At 60.7% G+C, this 17,324-nt stretch carries 19 protein-coding genes; 11 read left to right on the top strand and 8 right to left on the bottom strand.

The genetic code is table 11. The annotated features are described in order from the left end of the window. Positions 1–10: 10 nt before the first annotated feature. From GYM54_RS15900 to pilG, 5 genes are all read right to left on the bottom strand, one after another. A complete protein-coding gene (locus GYM54_RS15900) occupies positions 11–877 on the bottom strand; it encodes a CheR family methyltransferase (protein WP_131649531.1) in 867 nt (288 codons plus the stop codon). Between the two features lie 59 nt (positions 878–936). Beyond that, a complete protein-coding gene (locus GYM54_RS15895) occupies positions 937–2,985 on the bottom strand; it encodes a methyl-accepting chemotaxis protein (RefSeq protein WP_131649530.1) in 2,049 nt (682 codons plus the stop codon). Between the two features lie 79 nt (positions 2,986–3,064). After that, positions 3,065–3,601, bottom strand: a complete 537-nt coding sequence (locus GYM54_RS15890; RefSeq protein ID WP_131649529.1) for a chemotaxis protein CheW — start codon at positions 3,599–3,601, stop codon at positions 3,065–3,067. 38 nt (positions 3,602–3,639) lie between these two features. After that, the gene (gene pilH / locus GYM54_RS15885) at positions 3,640–4,005 is read right to left on the bottom strand and encodes a twitching motility response regulator PilH (RefSeq protein ID WP_021206021.1); all 366 of its coding nucleotides are present in this window, start codon (positions 4,003–4,005) and stop codon (positions 3,640–3,642) included. A gap of 43 nt (positions 4,006–4,048) precedes the next feature. After that, positions 4,049–4,456, bottom strand: coding sequence for a twitching motility response regulator PilG (gene pilG / locus GYM54_RS15880; protein ID WP_131649528.1), 408 nt, complete (start codon positions 4,454–4,456; stop codon positions 4,049–4,051). Positions 4,457–4,691: 235 nt separating this feature from the next. Here pilG and gshB point away from each other — a divergent pair, with 235 nt between their 5' ends. The 7 genes from gshB (at position 4,692) to GYM54_RS15845 (ending at position 10,660) form a co-directional block, all read left to right on the top strand. Next, positions 4,692–5,642, top strand: coding sequence for a glutathione synthase (gshB, locus tag GYM54_RS15875; RefSeq protein ID WP_181099542.1), 951 nt, complete (start codon positions 4,692–4,694; stop codon positions 5,640–5,642). Positions 5,643–5,801: 159 nt separating this feature from the next. Further along, positions 5,802–6,701 carry an energy transducer TonB gene (locus GYM54_RS15870; protein WP_181099540.1) on the top strand — a complete coding sequence of 300 codons (900 nt, stop codon included), beginning with the start codon at positions 5,802–5,804 and terminating at the stop codon, positions 6,699–6,701. A 135-nt stretch (positions 6,702–6,836) separates the two neighbouring features. Beyond that, positions 6,837–7,406 carry a YqgE/AlgH family protein gene (locus tag GYM54_RS15865; protein WP_131649525.1) on the top strand — a complete coding sequence of 190 codons (570 nt, stop codon included), beginning with the start codon at positions 6,837–6,839 and terminating at the stop codon, positions 7,404–7,406. Then, entirely contained in the window at positions 7,403–7,831 is a 429-nt protein-coding gene (gene ruvX / locus GYM54_RS15860; RefSeq protein WP_197444893.1) for a Holliday junction resolvase RuvX, read from the top strand. Before GYM54_RS15865 ends, ruvX begins: the two co-directional genes overlap by 4 nt. Positions 7,832–7,851: 20 nt before the next feature. After that, complete coding sequence (pyrR, locus tag GYM54_RS15855) at positions 7,852–8,364, top strand: bifunctional pyr operon transcriptional regulator/uracil phosphoribosyltransferase PyrR (protein WP_181099538.1); 513 nt, start codon at positions 7,852–7,854, stop codon at positions 8,362–8,364. Positions 8,365–8,372: 8 nt separating this feature from the next. Next, positions 8,373–9,389, top strand: coding sequence for an aspartate carbamoyltransferase catalytic subunit (locus tag GYM54_RS15850; protein WP_181099536.1), 1,017 nt, complete (start codon positions 8,373–8,375; stop codon positions 9,387–9,389). After that, entirely contained in the window at positions 9,389–10,660 is a 1,272-nt protein-coding gene (locus GYM54_RS15845; RefSeq protein ID WP_181099534.1) for a dihydroorotase, read from the top strand. The genes GYM54_RS15850 and GYM54_RS15845 overlap by 1 nt, the downstream gene beginning before the upstream one ends. 46 nt (positions 10,661–10,706) lie before the next feature. Here GYM54_RS15845 and GYM54_RS15840 read toward each other — a convergent pair whose 3' ends face one another. Beyond that, on the bottom strand, positions 10,707–11,105 hold the full coding sequence (locus tag GYM54_RS15840) for a TM2 domain-containing protein (protein ID WP_197444892.1): 399 nt from the start codon (positions 11,103–11,105) through the stop codon (positions 10,707–10,709). A 162-nt stretch (positions 11,106–11,267) separates the two neighbouring features. Between GYM54_RS15840 and GYM54_RS15835 the strand changes: the two genes are divergently transcribed. Next, positions 11,268–12,479: a putative DNA modification/repair radical SAM protein gene (locus GYM54_RS15835; protein ID WP_131650024.1), complete on the top strand. Its 1,212-nt coding sequence runs from the start codon at positions 11,268–11,270 to the stop codon at positions 12,477–12,479. Continuing rightward, positions 12,479–13,306 carry a TIGR03915 family putative DNA repair protein gene (locus tag GYM54_RS15830; protein ID WP_181099532.1) on the top strand — a complete coding sequence of 276 codons (828 nt, stop codon included), beginning with the start codon at positions 12,479–12,481 and terminating at the stop codon, positions 13,304–13,306. The genes GYM54_RS15835 and GYM54_RS15830 overlap by 1 nt, the downstream gene beginning before the upstream one ends. Positions 13,307–13,435: 129 nt before the next feature. On the opposite strand, the gene GYM54_RS15825 is transcribed toward GYM54_RS15830, so the two are convergent. Together GYM54_RS15825 and pilT are read right to left on the bottom strand one after the other, a co-directional pair. Then, positions 13,436–14,581 (bottom strand): PilT/PilU family type 4a pilus ATPase, encoded by a 1,146-nt coding sequence (locus GYM54_RS15825; RefSeq protein ID WP_181099530.1) that lies wholly within the window; start codon positions 14,579–14,581, stop codon positions 13,436–13,438. Between the two features lie 83 nt (positions 14,582–14,664). After that, complete coding sequence (pilT, locus tag GYM54_RS15820; protein WP_014851216.1) at positions 14,665–15,699, bottom strand: type IV pilus twitching motility protein PilT; 1,035 nt, start codon at positions 15,697–15,699, stop codon at positions 14,665–14,667. A 66-nt stretch (positions 15,700–15,765) separates the two neighbouring features. Between pilT and GYM54_RS15815 the strand changes: the two genes are divergently transcribed. Beyond that, positions 15,766–16,479, top strand: a complete 714-nt coding sequence (locus GYM54_RS15815) for a YggS family pyridoxal phosphate-dependent enzyme (protein WP_181099528.1) — start codon at positions 15,766–15,768, stop codon at positions 16,477–16,479. Between the two features lie 12 nt (positions 16,480–16,491). Then, positions 16,492–17,319, top strand: coding sequence for a pyrroline-5-carboxylate reductase (proC, locus tag GYM54_RS15810; RefSeq protein ID WP_181099526.1), 828 nt, complete (start codon positions 16,492–16,494; stop codon positions 17,317–17,319). The last annotated feature ends 5 nt before the right edge of the window (positions 17,320–17,324 follow it).

Raw genomic sequence — 17,324 nt, 5'->3', positions numbered from 1 at the left:
GCGACTCCGCTCATAAACATTTCCGGGTAAAAGCCAAAACCTGACTATCAGCCACCGGCACCAGCTCCGGGTGCTGCCAGCCGACTACCTCTCCCGCACCGATGACCAGCAACCCTCCCGGCGCCAGGCGCTCGGCCAGACGATTGAGGATTTCGCGGCGGCGCCAGCGACGGAAGTAAATCAACAGGTTCTGACAAAAGATGACGTCCATATTGGACATGGGCGCGCCGGCCAGCTCCAGCACGTTAAGCCTGGCGAAGCACACACGTGCCGCCAAGCCGGGTAACACTTGAAAACGATCATCCGGTAGCAACTGGAAATACCGTTCGCGCAGGTCTGAGGCCAGGTGCTCGAGTCGACGATGACTGTAGAAGCCATCCCGCGACCGTGCCAAGGCGCTGAGGCTGATATCGGTGCCGATCACGCCGTATTGCGCCTCGTCGCCGCTGCGTGTCAGCGCCTCGGCAGCACAGATCGCCAACGAGTAAGTTTCCTCACCGCTTGCACAACCTACGCTCCATAACGACCAGGGCTGCGCATCGTTGCGCACGTCACAGCGTTGCTGCATGTAGCGCGAAAGCAGCGCAAACGAAGGCGGGTGGCGAAAGAAGCGGGTTTCCTGCACCGTCAGGCGGTCCATCAGGGACGACCACTCCACCGCACCCCGTGGGCCATCGGTAACCTGACGATAGTAGCTGGCGTAATCAGCCACACCGACTTCGCGCATACGGCTGCTCAGGTTCGCTTGCAGGAATGCTCGTCGTTGCTCCGTGACCACCATGCCGGAGCGTTCTTCGAGCAACGCCTGCCAATCATGGAACTCCGCTGACGACATATCGGCCAAGGGTCTCAGTGACCAGTCAACGCTTGGCTGCATGCCCTGCCCCTCACTCATGAACGTTCACGACAGCCGTCATCCGGCTGCCGTGTTCTCAATCAGGCCTGTTCCTGTGTTTCCGGCAAGGTAAAGCCGGAAACCGAATGCCGCATTTCGTTGGCCATCTTTGCGAGATTACCAATGCTCTTCGCGGTCGCGGTGGTGCCCGACGAGGTTTGCGAGGTGATTTCCTGGATGACGTTCATGGTGTTGGAAATATGACCGGCCGAAGACGCCTGCTGGCGAGCGGCATTGGAAATATTCTGGATGAGTGCCGCGAGGCTCCTGGATACCTTCTCGATCTCCTCCAGCGCGACACCGGCGTCCTGTGCCAGGCGAGCGCCTCGTACCACTTCGGAGGTCGTCTGCTCCATGGAGATAACGGCTTCGTTGGTGTCGGTCTGAATGGTCTTGACCAGCGCCTCGATCTGCTTGGTTGCAGCGGATGAACGCTCAGCAAGACGCTGTACTTCGTCCGCAACCACCGCGAAGCCTCGACCCGCGTCGCCGGCCATGGACGCCTGGATGGCGGCGTTAAGTGCGAGGATGTTGGTCTGGTCGGCAATGTCGTTGATCAGACTTACGATGTCACCGATCTCCTGGGAGGACTCACCGAGACGTTTGATCCGCTTGGAGGTGTCCTGAATCTGCTCACGGATGTTATCCATGCCGGTGATGGTGTTGTGAACGACCTCGTTACCCTTGTTGGCAATAGCTACCGAGCGCTCCGCTACCGCGGACGACTCGGCGGCGTTAGCCGAGACCTGGTCAATCGAGACGGCCATTTCGTTGATGGCCGCCGAGGCCCCGGCGATTTCCTGGGCCTGATGCTCGGACGCCTCGGCCAGGTGCATCGCGGTCGCCTGGGTCTCCTGCGCCGCACCCGACACCTGAACGGCTGTCTGGTTGATTGTCTCGACCAGATCACGCAGCTGGTCAATGGAGTAGTTGATCGAGTCGGCGATGGCGCCGGTAAAGTCTTCGGTAACCGTAGCGGCCACCGTAAGGTCACCGTCAGCCAAGTCGCCGATTTCGTCGAGCAGACGCAGAATCGCGGTCTGGTTACGCTCGTTCTTTTCCGCTGTCTCAGTCAGACGACGGCGCGTTTCCTGCACCATGACCAGACCGATCAGCAGAATCGACGCAAGGGCCAGCGCACCGAGAACATAACCGGCGAGCGTATTGACGTAACGGGCGTCAGCACGCTCTTGTAGGCCCTGAGTCAGCACGGAAGTCTTTTCAAGCAGCGTCTGCGAAACCTCGAAAATGCTGTTCGACGATTCGCGTACCTGGAACAGTTCAGGTGAGGTTTCGAGGATCTCGTCCACCGAGCCGGAAACGAACTGAAACAGCTCGGAAATCGCGGCCAGGCGATCCAGCGCTTCGACATCGTTGACGCGGGTGATGCCCATGGCTTCATTGCCTTCGAGCATCGCCGTGAGTACACGACCGAACAGGCTGGCATCACGACCGAACATGTCGGCGGCCTGAACCGAGTCCTGGTCGCCGGACAGCACCTTGTTCACCGAGCCCAGAATACGTTCCGCAAGCAGCGACTGGCGCTGAGCAACCGAAACCTGAGCCGCCGGCGCACCACTCTCGAGAAGAATGTCGACGACCTCTTCGTACTCAACCTGCAGCTGCGGGATGGTTTCGGCGAGGGTCGCGGCGACCTGATGCAGCGACAGCACGGTTTGTTCGCTGGCGAGGATCGCGTCGGTGTTCTGCCGCAACGTATCCCAGTCCTGCTGTACCGTGGCCACTTCTGCCTGGAGCGACTGCGGAACGGCGGGTAGGCCGATACGGTCGTCACCTTCGGACAGATAACCCCAGCGCTGGCTGAAGTCGTTTCGTGCGTCTTTCAGCGAGGCGAACGCTTCCGGCGTACCGGCGGCCGCTTCCACCGCGTTCTTCGCGATGCGCTGAGACAGAACTCGCAGCTCACCTGCGTGTCCTATGTATTCGTTGTCATAGTCGGCCTGGGTATTGATGTACGCGAAGTTCACGAACAACAGCACCATCGATACGATCAGAAGGATAAACAGCCCGGCGATCAACGTATTGCTACGCACCCCTGCCAGCAATGCTTTTGCGTTCATTTTTTTCATTTTTTCCGGCCCCCGCCTGGACCACCCGTACGTTTCCTTCCAAGAACCAAAAGGCCGGCATCAGCCGACCCCACCTAAATCAATACGCCACGTCCAGAAATGTCTGGTGCGCGGCAAGCGCGTGCGGACTGAAGACCAGCCAGGGCTGCTCACGCTGAAAGACACCATGAATGAAGGGCTGAATCGACGCCTCGACCGGGGGCAATTGCTCGGAGAAGGCATCTACCGGGAAATATTGCATGCCGAACACTTCATCGACCGTCAGTCCCGCAAACACTTCCCGGTGATCGACCACCAGCACGCGCCGCTGTTTGCGCAGCGCCGACAATTCCAGGCCGAAATAACCGCACAGATCCATGATCGGCAATAGCCTGCCGCGCACGTTCGCCACACCCTTGACCCAGGTTTTCACACCGGGCAGCAAGGTATAGCGTGGCTCATGGAGTATTTCGCCGACCTCTCCCATCGGAGCAACGAACAGTCGCCCCCCCATCCGAAAACCGATACCAGCCCAGGTCTGAATGGCTTCCTGCTGCGAAGGCAGTCCGGCGGCCATTGCGCGACAACGAGCATCAATCTCTAGGAGTCGCTGAAACGGCGTAGGCGTATCCGACATTACTGGCAACATCCCTTGTTCGAATTGCAAACCGCCGACTAACCGGCGAGTACCGCGTTCAGGGTCTTCAGCAGTGTCGCTTCATCTACCGGTTTGGTCAGATAATCCTTGGCGCCTTGACGCTTGCCCCAGACCTTATCGGTTTCCTGATCCTTGGTCGTCACAATGATCACCGGAATGTGACTGGTTTCAGCATCTTTGGTCAGTTGGCGAGTAGCCTGAAAGCCATTCAGGCCAGGCATGACGATGTCCATCAGAACCGCATCGGGTTTTTCCTGACGAGCGAGCGCTACGCCATCGGCGCCGTTTTCGGCCTTCAGAACGACATGACCATGCTTCTCCAGCATGGCCGTCAACTTGTACATCTCGGTCGGCGAGTCATCAACAATCAGAACGCGAGCCATGATTTCTCCACGGAAAGGCTTCAGCGGCACACAGGGCCGAACTTCAGGATACTTGCTCTATCGGTGCGAAATCAGGCACGTGAGCCTTGATAGCACCGAGCAACTCTTCTTTGCTGAAAGGCTTGGTGAGGTATTGGTCCGACCCCACAATCCGCCCTTTGGCCTTGTCGAACAGGCCATCCTTGGAAGACAGCATGATTACCGGCGTGGACTTGAACGAACTGTTGTTCTTGATCAGCGCGCAAGTCTGATAACCATCAAGCCGAGGCATCATGATATCGACGAAAATGATGCGTGGGCGGCTATCCGCTATCTTGGCGAGCGCATCGAAGCCATCCACCGCCGTGATCACATCACAACCTACTTTCTTCAGCAGCGTTTCGGCGGTGCGACGAATCGTTTTCGAATCGTCGATCACCATGACCTTCAAGCCCTCGGAGTGCTGTTCCATTTCGCCCTACCATCGCCTCGGTGAGTCGTAGTTTATCGTTATGTCAGTGCGCTAGAGGCCCTGCCATCGATGGGCTGCACCCAATCGCCGGACCTTTTTAGCACACTCCTCAAATGCAAGCCATCCGCCACCGTAGCAGCGGGATTTTCCTTGACCCAACGCACATCCACCGCCAATCTGCGTCGACATTTCAGCCTCGGCAGCCCTGTTCTGCCCCCTCGTTGGAGATCATCACATGACTGTTCGCGTCGGGATCATCATGGACCCAATCGCGCAGATCGCATTCAAGAAGGACAGCTCCCTGGCCATGCTGCTGGCAGCCCAGGCTCGCAGCTGGACGATCTACTATATGGAGCAGCGCGACTTGTACCAGCTAGGCGGCGAAGCGCGCGCCCGCATGCGCCCGCTCAAGGTCTTCAACGATCCCCAGCACTGGTACGAAACCGGCGACGAGCTTGACATCCCTCTCGCTGAACTCGACGTCATCCTGATGCGCAAGGACCCGCCTTTCAACAGCGAGTACGTATACGCGACCTACCTGCTGGAACTCGCTGAACAAGCCGGCACGCTGGTAGTGAACCGACCGCAGAGCCTACGTGATTGCAACGAGAAGTTCTTCGCTACCCAATTCCCGCAATGCACGCCGCCAACGCTTGTCAGTCGACGGTCCGACATTCTGCGGGAGTTTGCCCGCGAGCAGCGTGACATCATTCTCAAACCACTGGATGAAATGGGCGGCGCCTCGATTTTCCGTCACCGCGAAGGCGACCCCAACCTTTCAGTGATCCTCGAAGTGCTGACTGAACACGGCAACCGCCAGATCATGGCGCAGCGCTACATCCCGGCCATCAAGGACGGCGACAAGCGAATTCTGATGATCGATGGCGAGCCGGTGCCCTACTGTCTGGCTCGCATTCCGGCAGCCGGCGAAACCCGCGGCAATCTCGCCGCTGGCGGGCGCGGCGTCGCACAACCGCTATCCGACCGCGACAGGGAGATCGCAGCCATCGTCGGGCCAGAGCTGCGCAAGCGCGGGCTGCTGTTCGTCGGGCTGGACGTGATCGGTGACTTCCTCACTGAAATCAACATCACCAGCCCGACCTGCATTCGCGAGATCGACAATGCGTTCGACACGCGCATAGCGGAACGCCTGATGGATGCGATCGCCGGAAAGCTGAAGCGCTAAAAGTTGGAAACTGGAAATGCAGGGGCTGCCAGCTCTTTCCTTCCAGCTTCAAGCTTCTAACCGCTTTTCTATGACCGAGCTATCAGCTTTGAGTTTGAAGCTTGCGGCCTCAAGCTCAAAGTCGGCAGACTGCGCGCACCTCTAGCCGACCGACATTCGATGAACGCCGCTACACGCCAACCCCTCCCTGCCAACACCGGCGTTCGTCCGGCGGATCGTCTCGGCTTCACGATATTTCTCGCAGCCGTACTGCACGCAGTCTTGATCCTTGGCCTTGGCTTCTCCCTGAGCGAACCGAAGCAGATCAGCAAGTCGCTGGAAATCACTCTCTCCACCTTCAAAAGCGAAGAAAAACCCAAGGACGCCGATTTCCTGGCACAAGATAACCAACAGGGCAGCGGCACCCTGGAACACAAGGCATCTCCGAAAACGACCGAGCAGGCGCCGTTCCAGGACAACCAGGTGCGCAAGGTCACGCCGGCCGCCTCGCCGCCACCAAGCAACCGGAGCGAGGCACCGGTAAAGACCGCCGTATCAACGCGCGCGCCGCAGCCGGACAAGACCCCGACCAAGCCGCAGAAGAACGAGCCGCAACCGCAGGCACAGCCGGCACCGGTCTTTGACAGTTCGCAACTGAGCGCTGAAATCGCCAGCCTTGAGGCAGAGCTCGCCCAGCAGGTCGAGCAATATGCCAAACGGCCGCGCGTCAGCCGCCAGAACAGCGCGGCCACCATGCGTGACATCAGCGCCTGGTATCGCGATGAATGGCGCAAAAAAGTCGAGCGCATCGGCAATCTCAACTACCCCGACGAAGCGCGTCGTCAAAGGATCTACGGTAGTTTGCGCATGCTGGTGGTGGTTGACCGCAACGGTACCGTGCAGGAGCTTCGGGTGCTTGAGTCGTCGGGGCAGGCGGTGCTCGACGAGGCCGCCATGCGCATCGTCAGGCTCGCAGCACCGTTCGCGCCCTTCTCGGGAGAGCTCGCGCAGAAATTCGATCAGGTGGAAATTATCAGAACCTGGCGTTTCGAGCGCGGCGACCGCCTGTCGAGCCAATAAGCCGCAAGCGGCCAGGAGTAGCGACTGGCCCCGAACGGCTGCCAGGCTTCCGCTTTACCTGAAGCTCGCCGCTTGAAGCTTATCGCTGCTTTTTGAAGCTTGAAGCCGCCGCGTCGAAGCCCGAAACTAGCCCGCATGAAAAACGCCAAGACGTCCTATCTCAAGCATCATTTCCTGATTGCCATGCCGCACATGGCGGACCCTAATTTTGCCCAGGCATTGATCTATCTGGTGGAGCACAATCGGGACGGCGCGATGGGCCTCATCATCAATCGCCCAAGCGGTTTGAACCTGCTCGACATACTGGAACAGTTGCGCCCGGATGAGCCCGCCGACCCTGCGAGCCAACAGGTAACGGTCTTCTCAGGCGGGCCGGTACAAACTGATAGAGGCTTCGTGCTGCATCCGGCCGATGCTCAGTTTCAAGCTACGCTCGGCCTCGGTCAGCTAGGGGTCACCACCTCCCAGGACGTGCTCTTCTCCATAGCCGACGGTTACGGCCCCAAACAGCATTTCATCGCCCTCGGCTACGCAGGTTGGGAGCCAGGCCAGCTGGAGGCTGAGCTGATCGACAATGCCTGGCTGAGCTGTCCGGCACAACCACACATTCTCTTCGACCTGCCTTACGATCAGCGCCTGAATGCAGCCGCCGCATCGCTGGGTGTCGACCTCGGCCTGCTTAGCACACAGGTGGGCCACGCATGAGCACCCTGCGTCTGTTGCTGGGTTTCGATTACGGTACTAAACAGATCGGCGTCGCGGTCGGCCAGGCCGTTACCGGCCAGGCGCGCGAACTCTGCGTGCTCAAGGCGCAGAATGGCGTGCCCAACTGGTCGCAGATCGAGGCGTTGCTGCGCGAGTGGCAGCCGGACGCGCTGGTGGTGGGCCTGCCGCTGAACATGGATGGCAGCCCCAGCGAAATGAGCGATCGTGCGGTAAAGTTCGCCCGGCGCCTCAATGGCCGCTTCAATCTGCCAGTGCATACCCACGACGAGCGCCTGACGACTTACGAAGCCAAAGGCGAACGCCTGCGCAACGGACAGCAAGGCGGTTATCGCGAGCGTCCTGTCGACGCCCTGGCCGCGGCGCTTTTGCTCGAAGGCTGGCTGGCCGCGCAGCAAACCGCCTGAGCCGCCATCAAGGAGAACCCATGACATTGCCGAACCCCGATCAGCTACTGCCCGAAATGGCCGCAGCGCTGGATCGACACCTCACCAGGCACGGCATAACCGAGCCCCATTTCATCGGCATCCACACTGGCGGCGTATGGGTTGCTCAGGCGCTTCTGGACCTGCGCGGCCAGCAGGAAGCGCTCGGCGTTCTGGACGTCTCTTTTTATCGCGACGATTTCACCCAGAACGGTCTGCATCCGCAGGTTCGCCCATCGGCGCTGCCATTCGAGATCGAAGGCCAGCACTTGGTGCTGATCGATGACGTGCTGATGAGCGGCCGCACCATTCGCGCCGCGCTCAACGAGCTGTTCGACTATGGCCGGCCCGCCAGCGTCAGTCTGGTGTGCCTGCTGGATCTCGACGCCCGTGAATTGCCTATCCGGCCAGATGTGGTTGGCGCGACGCTATCCTTGGCGCCCGATCAACGGATCAAGCTGCTCGGTCCGTCGCCGCTCGCTCTTGAGCTACAGACCCTCGTTTCCGCCCAATGAGATCTTCGATGACGCCTCTCGACGCCAAGCGCCCGCTACAGCTGAACGATAACGGTCAACTGCGCCATTTTCTGTCGCTGGACGGCCTACCGCGCGAACTGCTGACTGAAATACTCGACACGGCCGACTCCTTTCTCGAAGTCGGCGCCAGAGCGGTCAAGAAGGTTCCGCTGCTGCGCGGCAAGACCGTCTGCAATGTGTTTTTCGAAAACTCCACGCGCACGCGCACCACCTTCGAATTGGCGGCTAAACGCCTGTCCGCGGACGTGATCACGCTGAACGTCTCGACCTCGTCGACCAGCAAGGGCGAAACCCTCACCGACACCCTGCGTAATCTTGAAGCCATGGCGGCCGACATGTTCGTCGTGCGCCATGCGGACTCAGGCGCGGCGCACTTCATTGCCGAGCACGTCTGCCCCGATGTTGCGGTCATCAATGGCGGCGACGGGCGCCACGCGCACCCGACCCAGGGCATGCTCGACATGCTCACCGTCCGTCGACACAAGGGCGACTTCGAAAAACTCTCCGTAGCGATCGTCGGGGACATCCTGCATTCGCGCGTCGCTCGCTCGAACATGCTGGCATTGAAGACCTTGGGCTGCCCAGACATCCGCGTCATCGGCCCGAAAACCCTGCTGCCGGTGGGGCTGGAGCAATACGGGGTCAGCGTCCACCACGACATGAACGAAGGGCTGCGCGACGTCGATGTGGTGATCATGCTGCGCCTGCAACGCGAGCGCATGCAGGGCGGCCTGCTGCCCAGCGAGGGCGAGTTCTACCGGCTCTACGGGTTGACCACGCAACGCATGGCGCTGGCCAAACCGGACGCCATCGTCATGCATCCGGGGCCGATCAATCGCGGCGTGGAAATCGAATCGGCGGTAGCCGACGGTGCCCAGTCGGTGATTCTCAATCAGGTGACCTACGGCATCGCTATCCGCATGGCGGTACTGTCCATGGCGATGAGCGGCCAAACCGCGCAACGCCAGCTCGAAAACGAATATGCCGCCGAGGAGCAGAACTGATGCCAACCCAGATCCTCGGTGCTCGGCTGATCGACCCTGCCAGCGGTCGCGATGAAATCACCGATATCTACTGTACAGACGGCAAGATCGCTGCCATCGGCCAGGCGCCGGCAGGCTTCGAAGCCGCACATACGATCGACGCCCAAGGGCTGGTAGCCGCCCCCGGCCTCGTCGACCTGTCCGTCGCCCTACGGGAGCCGGGTTACAGCCGTAAGGGGAGCATTGCCAACGAGACACTCGCGGCCACCGCCGGCGGCATCACCAGCCTGTGCTGTCCGCCCGCAACCAAACCGGTATTGGACACCGCCGCCGTGGCCGAGCTTATTCTCGATCGGGCGCGCGAGTCCGGCCACGCCAAGGTCTTTCCGATTGGCGCCCTGACCCGCAACCTGGCCGGCGAACAGCTATCGGAACTGGTCGCGCTGCGCGATGCAGGCTGCGTGGCCTTCGGCAACGGGCTGACCAACTTCACCAGCAATCGCAACCTCAGCCGCGCGCTGGAATATGCGGCGACCTTCGACCTCACCGTCATCATCCATTCCCAGGACAGCGACCTGGCCGAAGGTGGACTGGCGCATGAAGGCCCCAGCGCGGCCTTTCTCGGCCTGGCCGGCATCCCCGAAACGGCGGAAACCATTGCGCTGGCCCGCAACCTGTTGCTGGTGGAGCAGTCCGGCGTACGCGCCCACTTCAGCCAGCTCACCACCGCTCGCGGCGCACAGATGATTGCCGATGCCCAGGCGCGCGGCCTGCCGGTCACCGCCGATGTGGCGATGTATCAGTTGATCCTGACCGATGAAGCGTTGCATGGTTTTTCCAGCCTGTACCATGTCCAGCCGCCATTGCGCAGCACGGCCGATCGTGACGGCCTGCGCGAAGCGGTCAGGTCCGGCGTGATCTCAGCCATTTCCAGTCATCACCAACCCCATGAAATAGATGCCAAGCAGGCCCCATTCGGCGAAACCGAGCCCGGCATCAGCAGTGCGGACATCCTTCTGCCACTGGCGCTGACATTGGTGGAAGACGGCCTGCTGGACCTGCCGACTCTGCTCGCCCGCCTGAGCCACGGCCCGGCTAGCGCCCTGCGGCTACCCGCTGGACGCCTGGCTGTCGGCGAGGCAGCGGACCTAGTGCTGTTCGATCCGCACAGCTCGACCCTCGCGGGCGAGGTCTGGTATTCGAAAGGCCGCAACTGCCCCTTCATCGGCCACTGCCTGCCGGGCGCGGTGCGCTACGCCCTTGTCGACGGCAGGGTCAGCTATCAGATCTGAAGCCTGAAATCGGAGGCTCGACTTTTTTGTCCAGCCTCCGGTGCGCTTATCGATTCTTTTCTACGTTACGCACCGAGACCTGATCATTCAGCGTCCAGAAATCGTAGAGCACGCCGAGGAAGAACAATCCGCCCGTGCACAGGTAGATGATCCCTGTGATCCATTTGCCCTGATACGTCCGGTGCACGCCGAATACGCCGAGAAAGGTCAGCAGGATCCAGGCAATCGTGTAATCGATCGGTCCCGGCTGAAAGCGCATGTCGGCCTCGCGGTCCATCGAGGGAATCAGGAACAGGTCGATGATCCAGCCGATGAAGAACAGGCCGAGCGTGAAGAACCAGATGGTTCCGGTGACCGGCTTGCCGTAATAGAAGCGGTGGGAACCGAGAAAACCGAATATCCACAGGAGATAGCCGATCAGGGTGCTATGAGTGTTCTGCCGCATCTGAGCCTCGCTGTCTGTTTAGCAGGCCATTGAAGCACCTGCGTTGGCATTGCATGTCGAGCTTATCCGATTCGCTGCACTCGAACCTTCTGCCGAGCGGAGGTTGCCGGATGAAGCGGTCGTGATACTGTATGCACGAACAGTATATTGACGCTCCTTATCATGCAATTGATCGACAAACTCAGCGTTCTGGCTGACGCCGCGAAATACGACGTGTCATGTGCCAGCAGCGGCGCGCCAAAACGCAGCTCGAAAGGCCGCAGCGGGCTTGGCGCCACCGATGGCATGGGCATCTGTCACAGCTTCACCCCCGATGGCCGCTGCGTAGCCTTGCTGAAGATCCTACTGACCAATTTCTGCCTGTACGACTGCCAGTACTGCGTGAACCGCCGTTCCAGCGATGTGCCGCGCGCGCGCTTCACCCCGGAAGAGGTGGTGACGCTGACACTGGATTTCTATCGCCGCAACTGCATCAGCGGCCTGTTCTTGAGCTCCGGCATCATTCGCTCGGCCGACTACACCATGGAGCAGCTGAACCGCGTGGCCAAACTGCTACGCGAAGAACACGAGTTTCGCGGCTACATCCACTTGAAGACCATCCCGGACGCCGATCCGCTGCTGATCGCCGAGGCTGGCCGCTACGCCGACCGGCTCAGCGTCAATATCGAACTTCCTACCGAAAGCAGCCTGATCCGTCTGGCACCGGAAAAACAGGTCGTCTCCATCAAACAGGCGATGCATTCGATCCATCAGGGCGAGACCGAAGCGCAAGCAGAAAAGCGCGCACCGCGCTTCGCCCCGGCCGGGCAAAGCACGCAGATGATCGTCGGCGCCGACGCCACCGACGACAGCACGATTCTCCACACGGCTCAGTCGCTATATGGCGACTTCCGCCTGCGGCGCGTCTATTACTCGGCATTCAGTCCGATTCCGCACAGCCCCAAGACCGTGCCGTTCGAAGCGCCGCCGCTACTGCGCGAACATCGACTGTATCAGGCCGACTTTCTCATGCGCGGTTATGGCTTCCGGGCCGGCGAGCTACTCGCTGGCCCAGGCAATCTGCCGCTGGACATCGACCCCAAGCTCGCGTGGGCGCTGTCCAACCGCGAGCACTTTCCGGTCGATCTGAACCGCGCCGAGCCGTCGCTGATCGCACGTATCCCCGGTATCGGAATACTCAGCGCCAAACGTCTGGTCGCCCTGCGACGGCAAAAACGCATCCGGTTCGAAGATCTGACGCGGCTGCGCTGCTCGCTGGAAAAGGCCAAACCCTTCGTCATCACTCAGGACTACCGGCCGCCGCTGGCCTACCGCGAGTCCGCAGCCTTGCGCCAGCAGCTCAGCGAAGGCCCCCAGCAGATGGCGCTGTGGTGATGCTCCAGGTGCGTTTCGACGGCAGCTTCGATGGCTGGCGCGCCGCTGCCCGCGCCCTGCTTGGCTCGGGCGTCGCACCTCATGACGCCGAATGGCTGAGCGGCGATGCACCAGGCAGTCTGTTCGACTGTTGCGATGCCTCCCCCGAGCCGATCGAGCCCTCACTGCCCATCAAAATTCCGCGGCAATTACTAGATGAGCTGGAAAGCGCCGCCCGCTTTCGCAGCGCCGACCGCTGGAGTCTGCTATATCGCATTCTCTGGCGGGTCGCCAAAGGCGATCAGACAGCCAGGCTCGCCGGCGATGTCGATGGCAGCGAGCTGCATGCGCGGATCAAGGCGGTACGCCGTGAAGCCCACCATATGCATGCCTTTCTCCGCTTCAGTCCACTGAATAGAGAAGGCGTTCCGGACTACGTAGCCTGGTTCGAACCCGCACATGACATTCTGCCCAGCGCGGCGCCGCATTTCGCCGGACGCATGGGCCTGCATTCTTGGCTGATCGCAACGCCTGATGATGCGGTGTTATGGGACGGCCAGAACATGCACTACGCCAGCCCCTGCCCGCCTCACTGGCGGCAGCTGGCGCAAGAGGTACAAGATACCGGCGCCGAGCTGTGGAAGACCTATTACGAAAGCACCTTCAACCCCGCGCGGCTGAATCGCGAGGTGATGCAGAGCAATTTGCCGGTGCGCTTCTGGAAGAACCTGCCGGAGGGGCCGCTGATTCCGCTCTTGATGAGCCGCGCCCGCGCCGGTGCGCAACGCGACGGTCAGGCCGAACGTGTTGCCAGCCAGCCGGGCAAGCGTATCGGCCCGCAAAACTAGCTGCGTTGCCAATACATCGTTAAAACAGCCTCGGTTGCGAGCCCAGTCAGACTCGCATTTAGACCACTCCGCGTCTTCGGCTGTTTTGCCTCGTCTTGCCTGCCTCGCTTACGTTTTTGCAACGATTTTTTAGCGGAAGCTGCGCCCCGGATCGTCGTCGCTGACCTCTAATGTCAGCCCCTGGGAGACGCTGCTCAGGTGTTCACCATCGGTTTCCGAGCCCAGCTTGATCATCAGGCGCAGGTCGTTGGACGAGTCGGCGTGCAGCAGGGCGTCTTCGTAGGTGATTTCGCCCTGCACATAAAGGTTGTAGAGCGCCTGATCGAAGGTTTGCATGCCCAGATCGGTGGAACGCTTCATCAACGACTTGAGTTCGTGCACCTCGCCCTTACGGATCAGGTCGGCGGCCAGCGGCGTGTTGATCAGCACTTCGATGACCGCGCGGCGGCCCTTACCGTCAGGCGTCGGGATCAGTTGCTGGGCGACGATAGCTTTGAGGTTCAGCGACAGGTCCATCCAGACCTGCTGCTGCCGGTCGGCGGGAAAGAAGTTGATGATCCGGTCCAACGCCTGGTTGGCGTTGTTGGCATGCAGCGTCGCCAGGCAGAGGTGGCCGGTTTCGGCGAAGGCGACCGCATAGTCCATGGTCTCGCGGGTTCGCACCTCACCGATGAGGATCACATCCGGCGCCTGGCGCAGAGTGTTCTTCAATGCCACGTCGAAGGAGTCGGTATCGATCCCTACTTCACGCTGGGTAACGATGCAGCTCTGATGCTGATGAATGAACTCGATGGGATCTTCGATGGAAATGATGTGGCCGCTGGAGTTCTTGTTGCGGTAGCCGATCATCGCTGCCAGCGAAGTAGACTTACCGGTGCCGGTGGCGCCGACGAAGAGCACCAGGCCGCGCTTGGTCATGGCCAGCTTCTTCAGTACGTCCGGCAGCTTCAGATCTTCGAGCGTCGGGATATTCGTTTCGATGCGGCGCAGCACCATCCCCGCCAGGTTACGCTGATAGAAGGCACTGACGCGGAAACGACCGATGCCCCGCGCACTGATGGCGAAGTTGCATTCGTGGTTTTCGGCAAATTCGCGGCGCTGCTGCTCGTTCATTACCGCATGCACTGTTTCGCGGGTCATTTCCGGCGACATCGGCGTTTTATTCACCGGCATGATCTTGCCGTTGACCTTCATCGAAGGTGGCACACCAGCGGTAATGAACAGATCGGAGCCGCCCTTTTCCACCATCAGGCGCAACAGTTTCTCGAATTCCATTGTCGTTCTCGTATTCGTCGGGCGAAACCGCATTGAAGCAATTCGGCGGGTCGGCGTTTATGGCCGAACCGCCTATATAAAGATTAGAAGTTTTCCGGCTGCTTGGCCTTTTCCTTGGCGCTGTCGCGCGAGATCAGCCCTTTTGCCAGCAGCCCCTTGAGGCAGGAGTCGAGCGTCTGCATACCCAGCGAACCGCCGGTCTGGATCGAGGAATACATCTGCGCCACCTTGTCCTCGCGAATCAGGTTCCGGATCGCCGGCGTGCCGATCATGATTTCGTGGGCCGCCACCCGACCGCCACCGACCTTCTTCAGCAGCGTCTGGGAAATCACCGCCTGCAGCGACTCGGAAAGCATCGAGCGGACCATGGATTTTTCTTCTGCCGGGAATACGTCGACCACGCGGTCGATGGTCTTGGCCGCCGAGGTAGTGTGCAGGGTGCCGAACACCAAGTGGCCGGTTTCCGCAGCGGTCAGCGCCAGCCGGATGGTCTCCAGGTCACGCATTTCACCCACCAGAATGATGTCCGGGTCTTCCCGCAATGCCGAGCGTAGCGCCTCGGAGAAGCCCAGGGTGTCGCGATGCACTTCGCGCTGGTTGACCAGACACTTCTTCGATTCGTGAACGAATTCGATCGGGTCTTCGATAGTGAGGATGTGGTGATACTTGGTGTTGTTCAGGTAATCGAGCATCGCCGCCAGAGTGGTGGACTTGCCCGAACCGGTCGGCCCGGTGACCAGCACCAGCCCGCGTGGCACGTCGGTGATCTTGCGGAAGACCTCGCCCATCCCCAGGTCCTCCATGGTCAGGACCTTCGACGGAATGGTCCGGAACACCGCGCCAGCGCCGCGGTTCTGATTGAAGGCGTTGACCCGGAAGCGCGCTACGCCTGGCACTTCGAACGAGAAGTCAGTCTCGAGGAACTCTTCGAAATCCTTGCGCTGCTTGTCGTTCATGATGTCGTAGATCAGCGCATGTACCTGCTTGTGGTCCATCGCGGGCAGATTGATGCGGCGCACGTCTCCGTCGACGCGGATCATCGGCGGCAAGCCGGACGAAAGGTGCAAATCCGACGCACCCTGCTTGGCACTGAAGGCCAGCAGCTCTGTGATATCCATGGGACTCCCCAATTACAAGCAAGCAGGTAGAATGCCGCGCAGACCCTAAGGTGGCAGGCGCAGGTAATGTCCACGATAGCGAACAATATTGCAAAGGTCGCAGCGCGCATCCGTGAGGCGGCGCAAGCTGTAGCGCGCGATCCTGACGAGGTGCGTCTGCTGGCGGTGAGCAAGACGCAATCGGCCGAGGCCATCCGCCAGGCCAGCGACGCCGGGTTGAGCGATTTTGGTGAGAATTATCTTCAGGAAGCCTTGGAGAAGCAGGCCGATCTTGGCGACCTTTCCCTCACCTGGCACTTCATTGGGCCGATCCAATCGAACAAGACCAAGCAGATCGCCGAGCACTTCGACTGGGTCCACTCGGTGGATCGTCTGAAAATCGCGCAGCGTCTCTCCGATCAGCGCCCCGAGTCGCTGCCGCCCCTGAAAATCTGCCTGCAAGTCAACGTCAGCGGCGAAGCCAGCAAGTCCGGCTGCGAACCGCAGGACGTGTCAGAGCTGGCCCACGCCATCGCCGCCCTGCCTCGCCTGCATTTGCGGGGGCTGATGACGATTCCCGAACCGACCGATGACCCATCCGAGCAGCGCGCCGCGTTCGCCCGCCTGCGTCAGCTGCAGCACGAGCTCGGCCTCGATCTCGACACCCTCTCAATGGGCATGAGCCAGGACCTGGAGGCCGCCATTGCCGAGGGCGCCACCTGGGTCCGCATCGGTACCGCTTTGTTCGGCGCCCGCGCTTATCCTTCGCAGACAGCGACGAACGCCCCTTCGCATGAATAAAGGAAACCCCGTATGAGCACACCCCGTATCGCCTTCATCGGCGCCGGCAACATGGCCGCCAGCCTGATCGGCGGGCTGCGTGCCCAGGGCATTCCAGCCGCATCCATTTGCGCCAGCGACCCTGGCACCGACAAACGTGACGAGCTGGCAGCGACCCATGGCGTCGAGGCCTTCGCCGACAACGGCCAGGCGCTGACTGGAACCGATGTCGTCGTGCTCGCGGTCAAGCCGCAGGTGATGCAGGCTGTCTGTCGTGACCTGGCCGCGCACCTGCAACCGAACCAGCTGATCGTATCGATCGCCGCCGGCATCAACTGCGCAAGCCTGCAAACTTGGCTCGGCGAGCAAACGCCACGGGCAATCGTCCGCTGCATGCCGAATACTCCGTCGCTGCTGCGTCAGGGCGTTAGCGGTCTTTATGCCAACGCTCAGGTCAGCGATGCACAACGGCAGCAGGCCGAGCATTTGCTGTCGGCAGTGGGTCTGGCGCTCTGGCTGGACAAGGAAGAACTGATCGACGCCGTGACCGCGGTTTCGGGCAGCGGCCCGGCCTATTTCTTTTTGCTGATCGAAGCCATGACCGCCGCTGGTGAACAGATGGGCCTACCTCGCGCCACTGCGGCTCAGCTGACCCTGCACACCGCGCTGGGCGCCGCGCGAATGGCCTGCGAAAGCGATGTAGAAGCCGCCGAATTGCGTCGCCGGGTCACCTCACCGAACGGAACTACCGAAGCGGCGATCAAAGCATTTCAAACGAGCGGCTTCGAGGCCCTGGTACAACAGGCGATGAACGCAGCCGCACGACGCTCAGCCGAGCTCGCTGAACAATTGGGCAAATAAGGAAC

The sequence above is a fragment of the Pseudomonas sp. MTM4 genome, from assembly GCF_019355055.1.
GTDB lineage: Bacteria > Pseudomonadota > Gammaproteobacteria > Pseudomonadales > Pseudomonadaceae > Stutzerimonas.
This window is presented reverse-complemented; position numbering and strand designations above follow the sequence as displayed.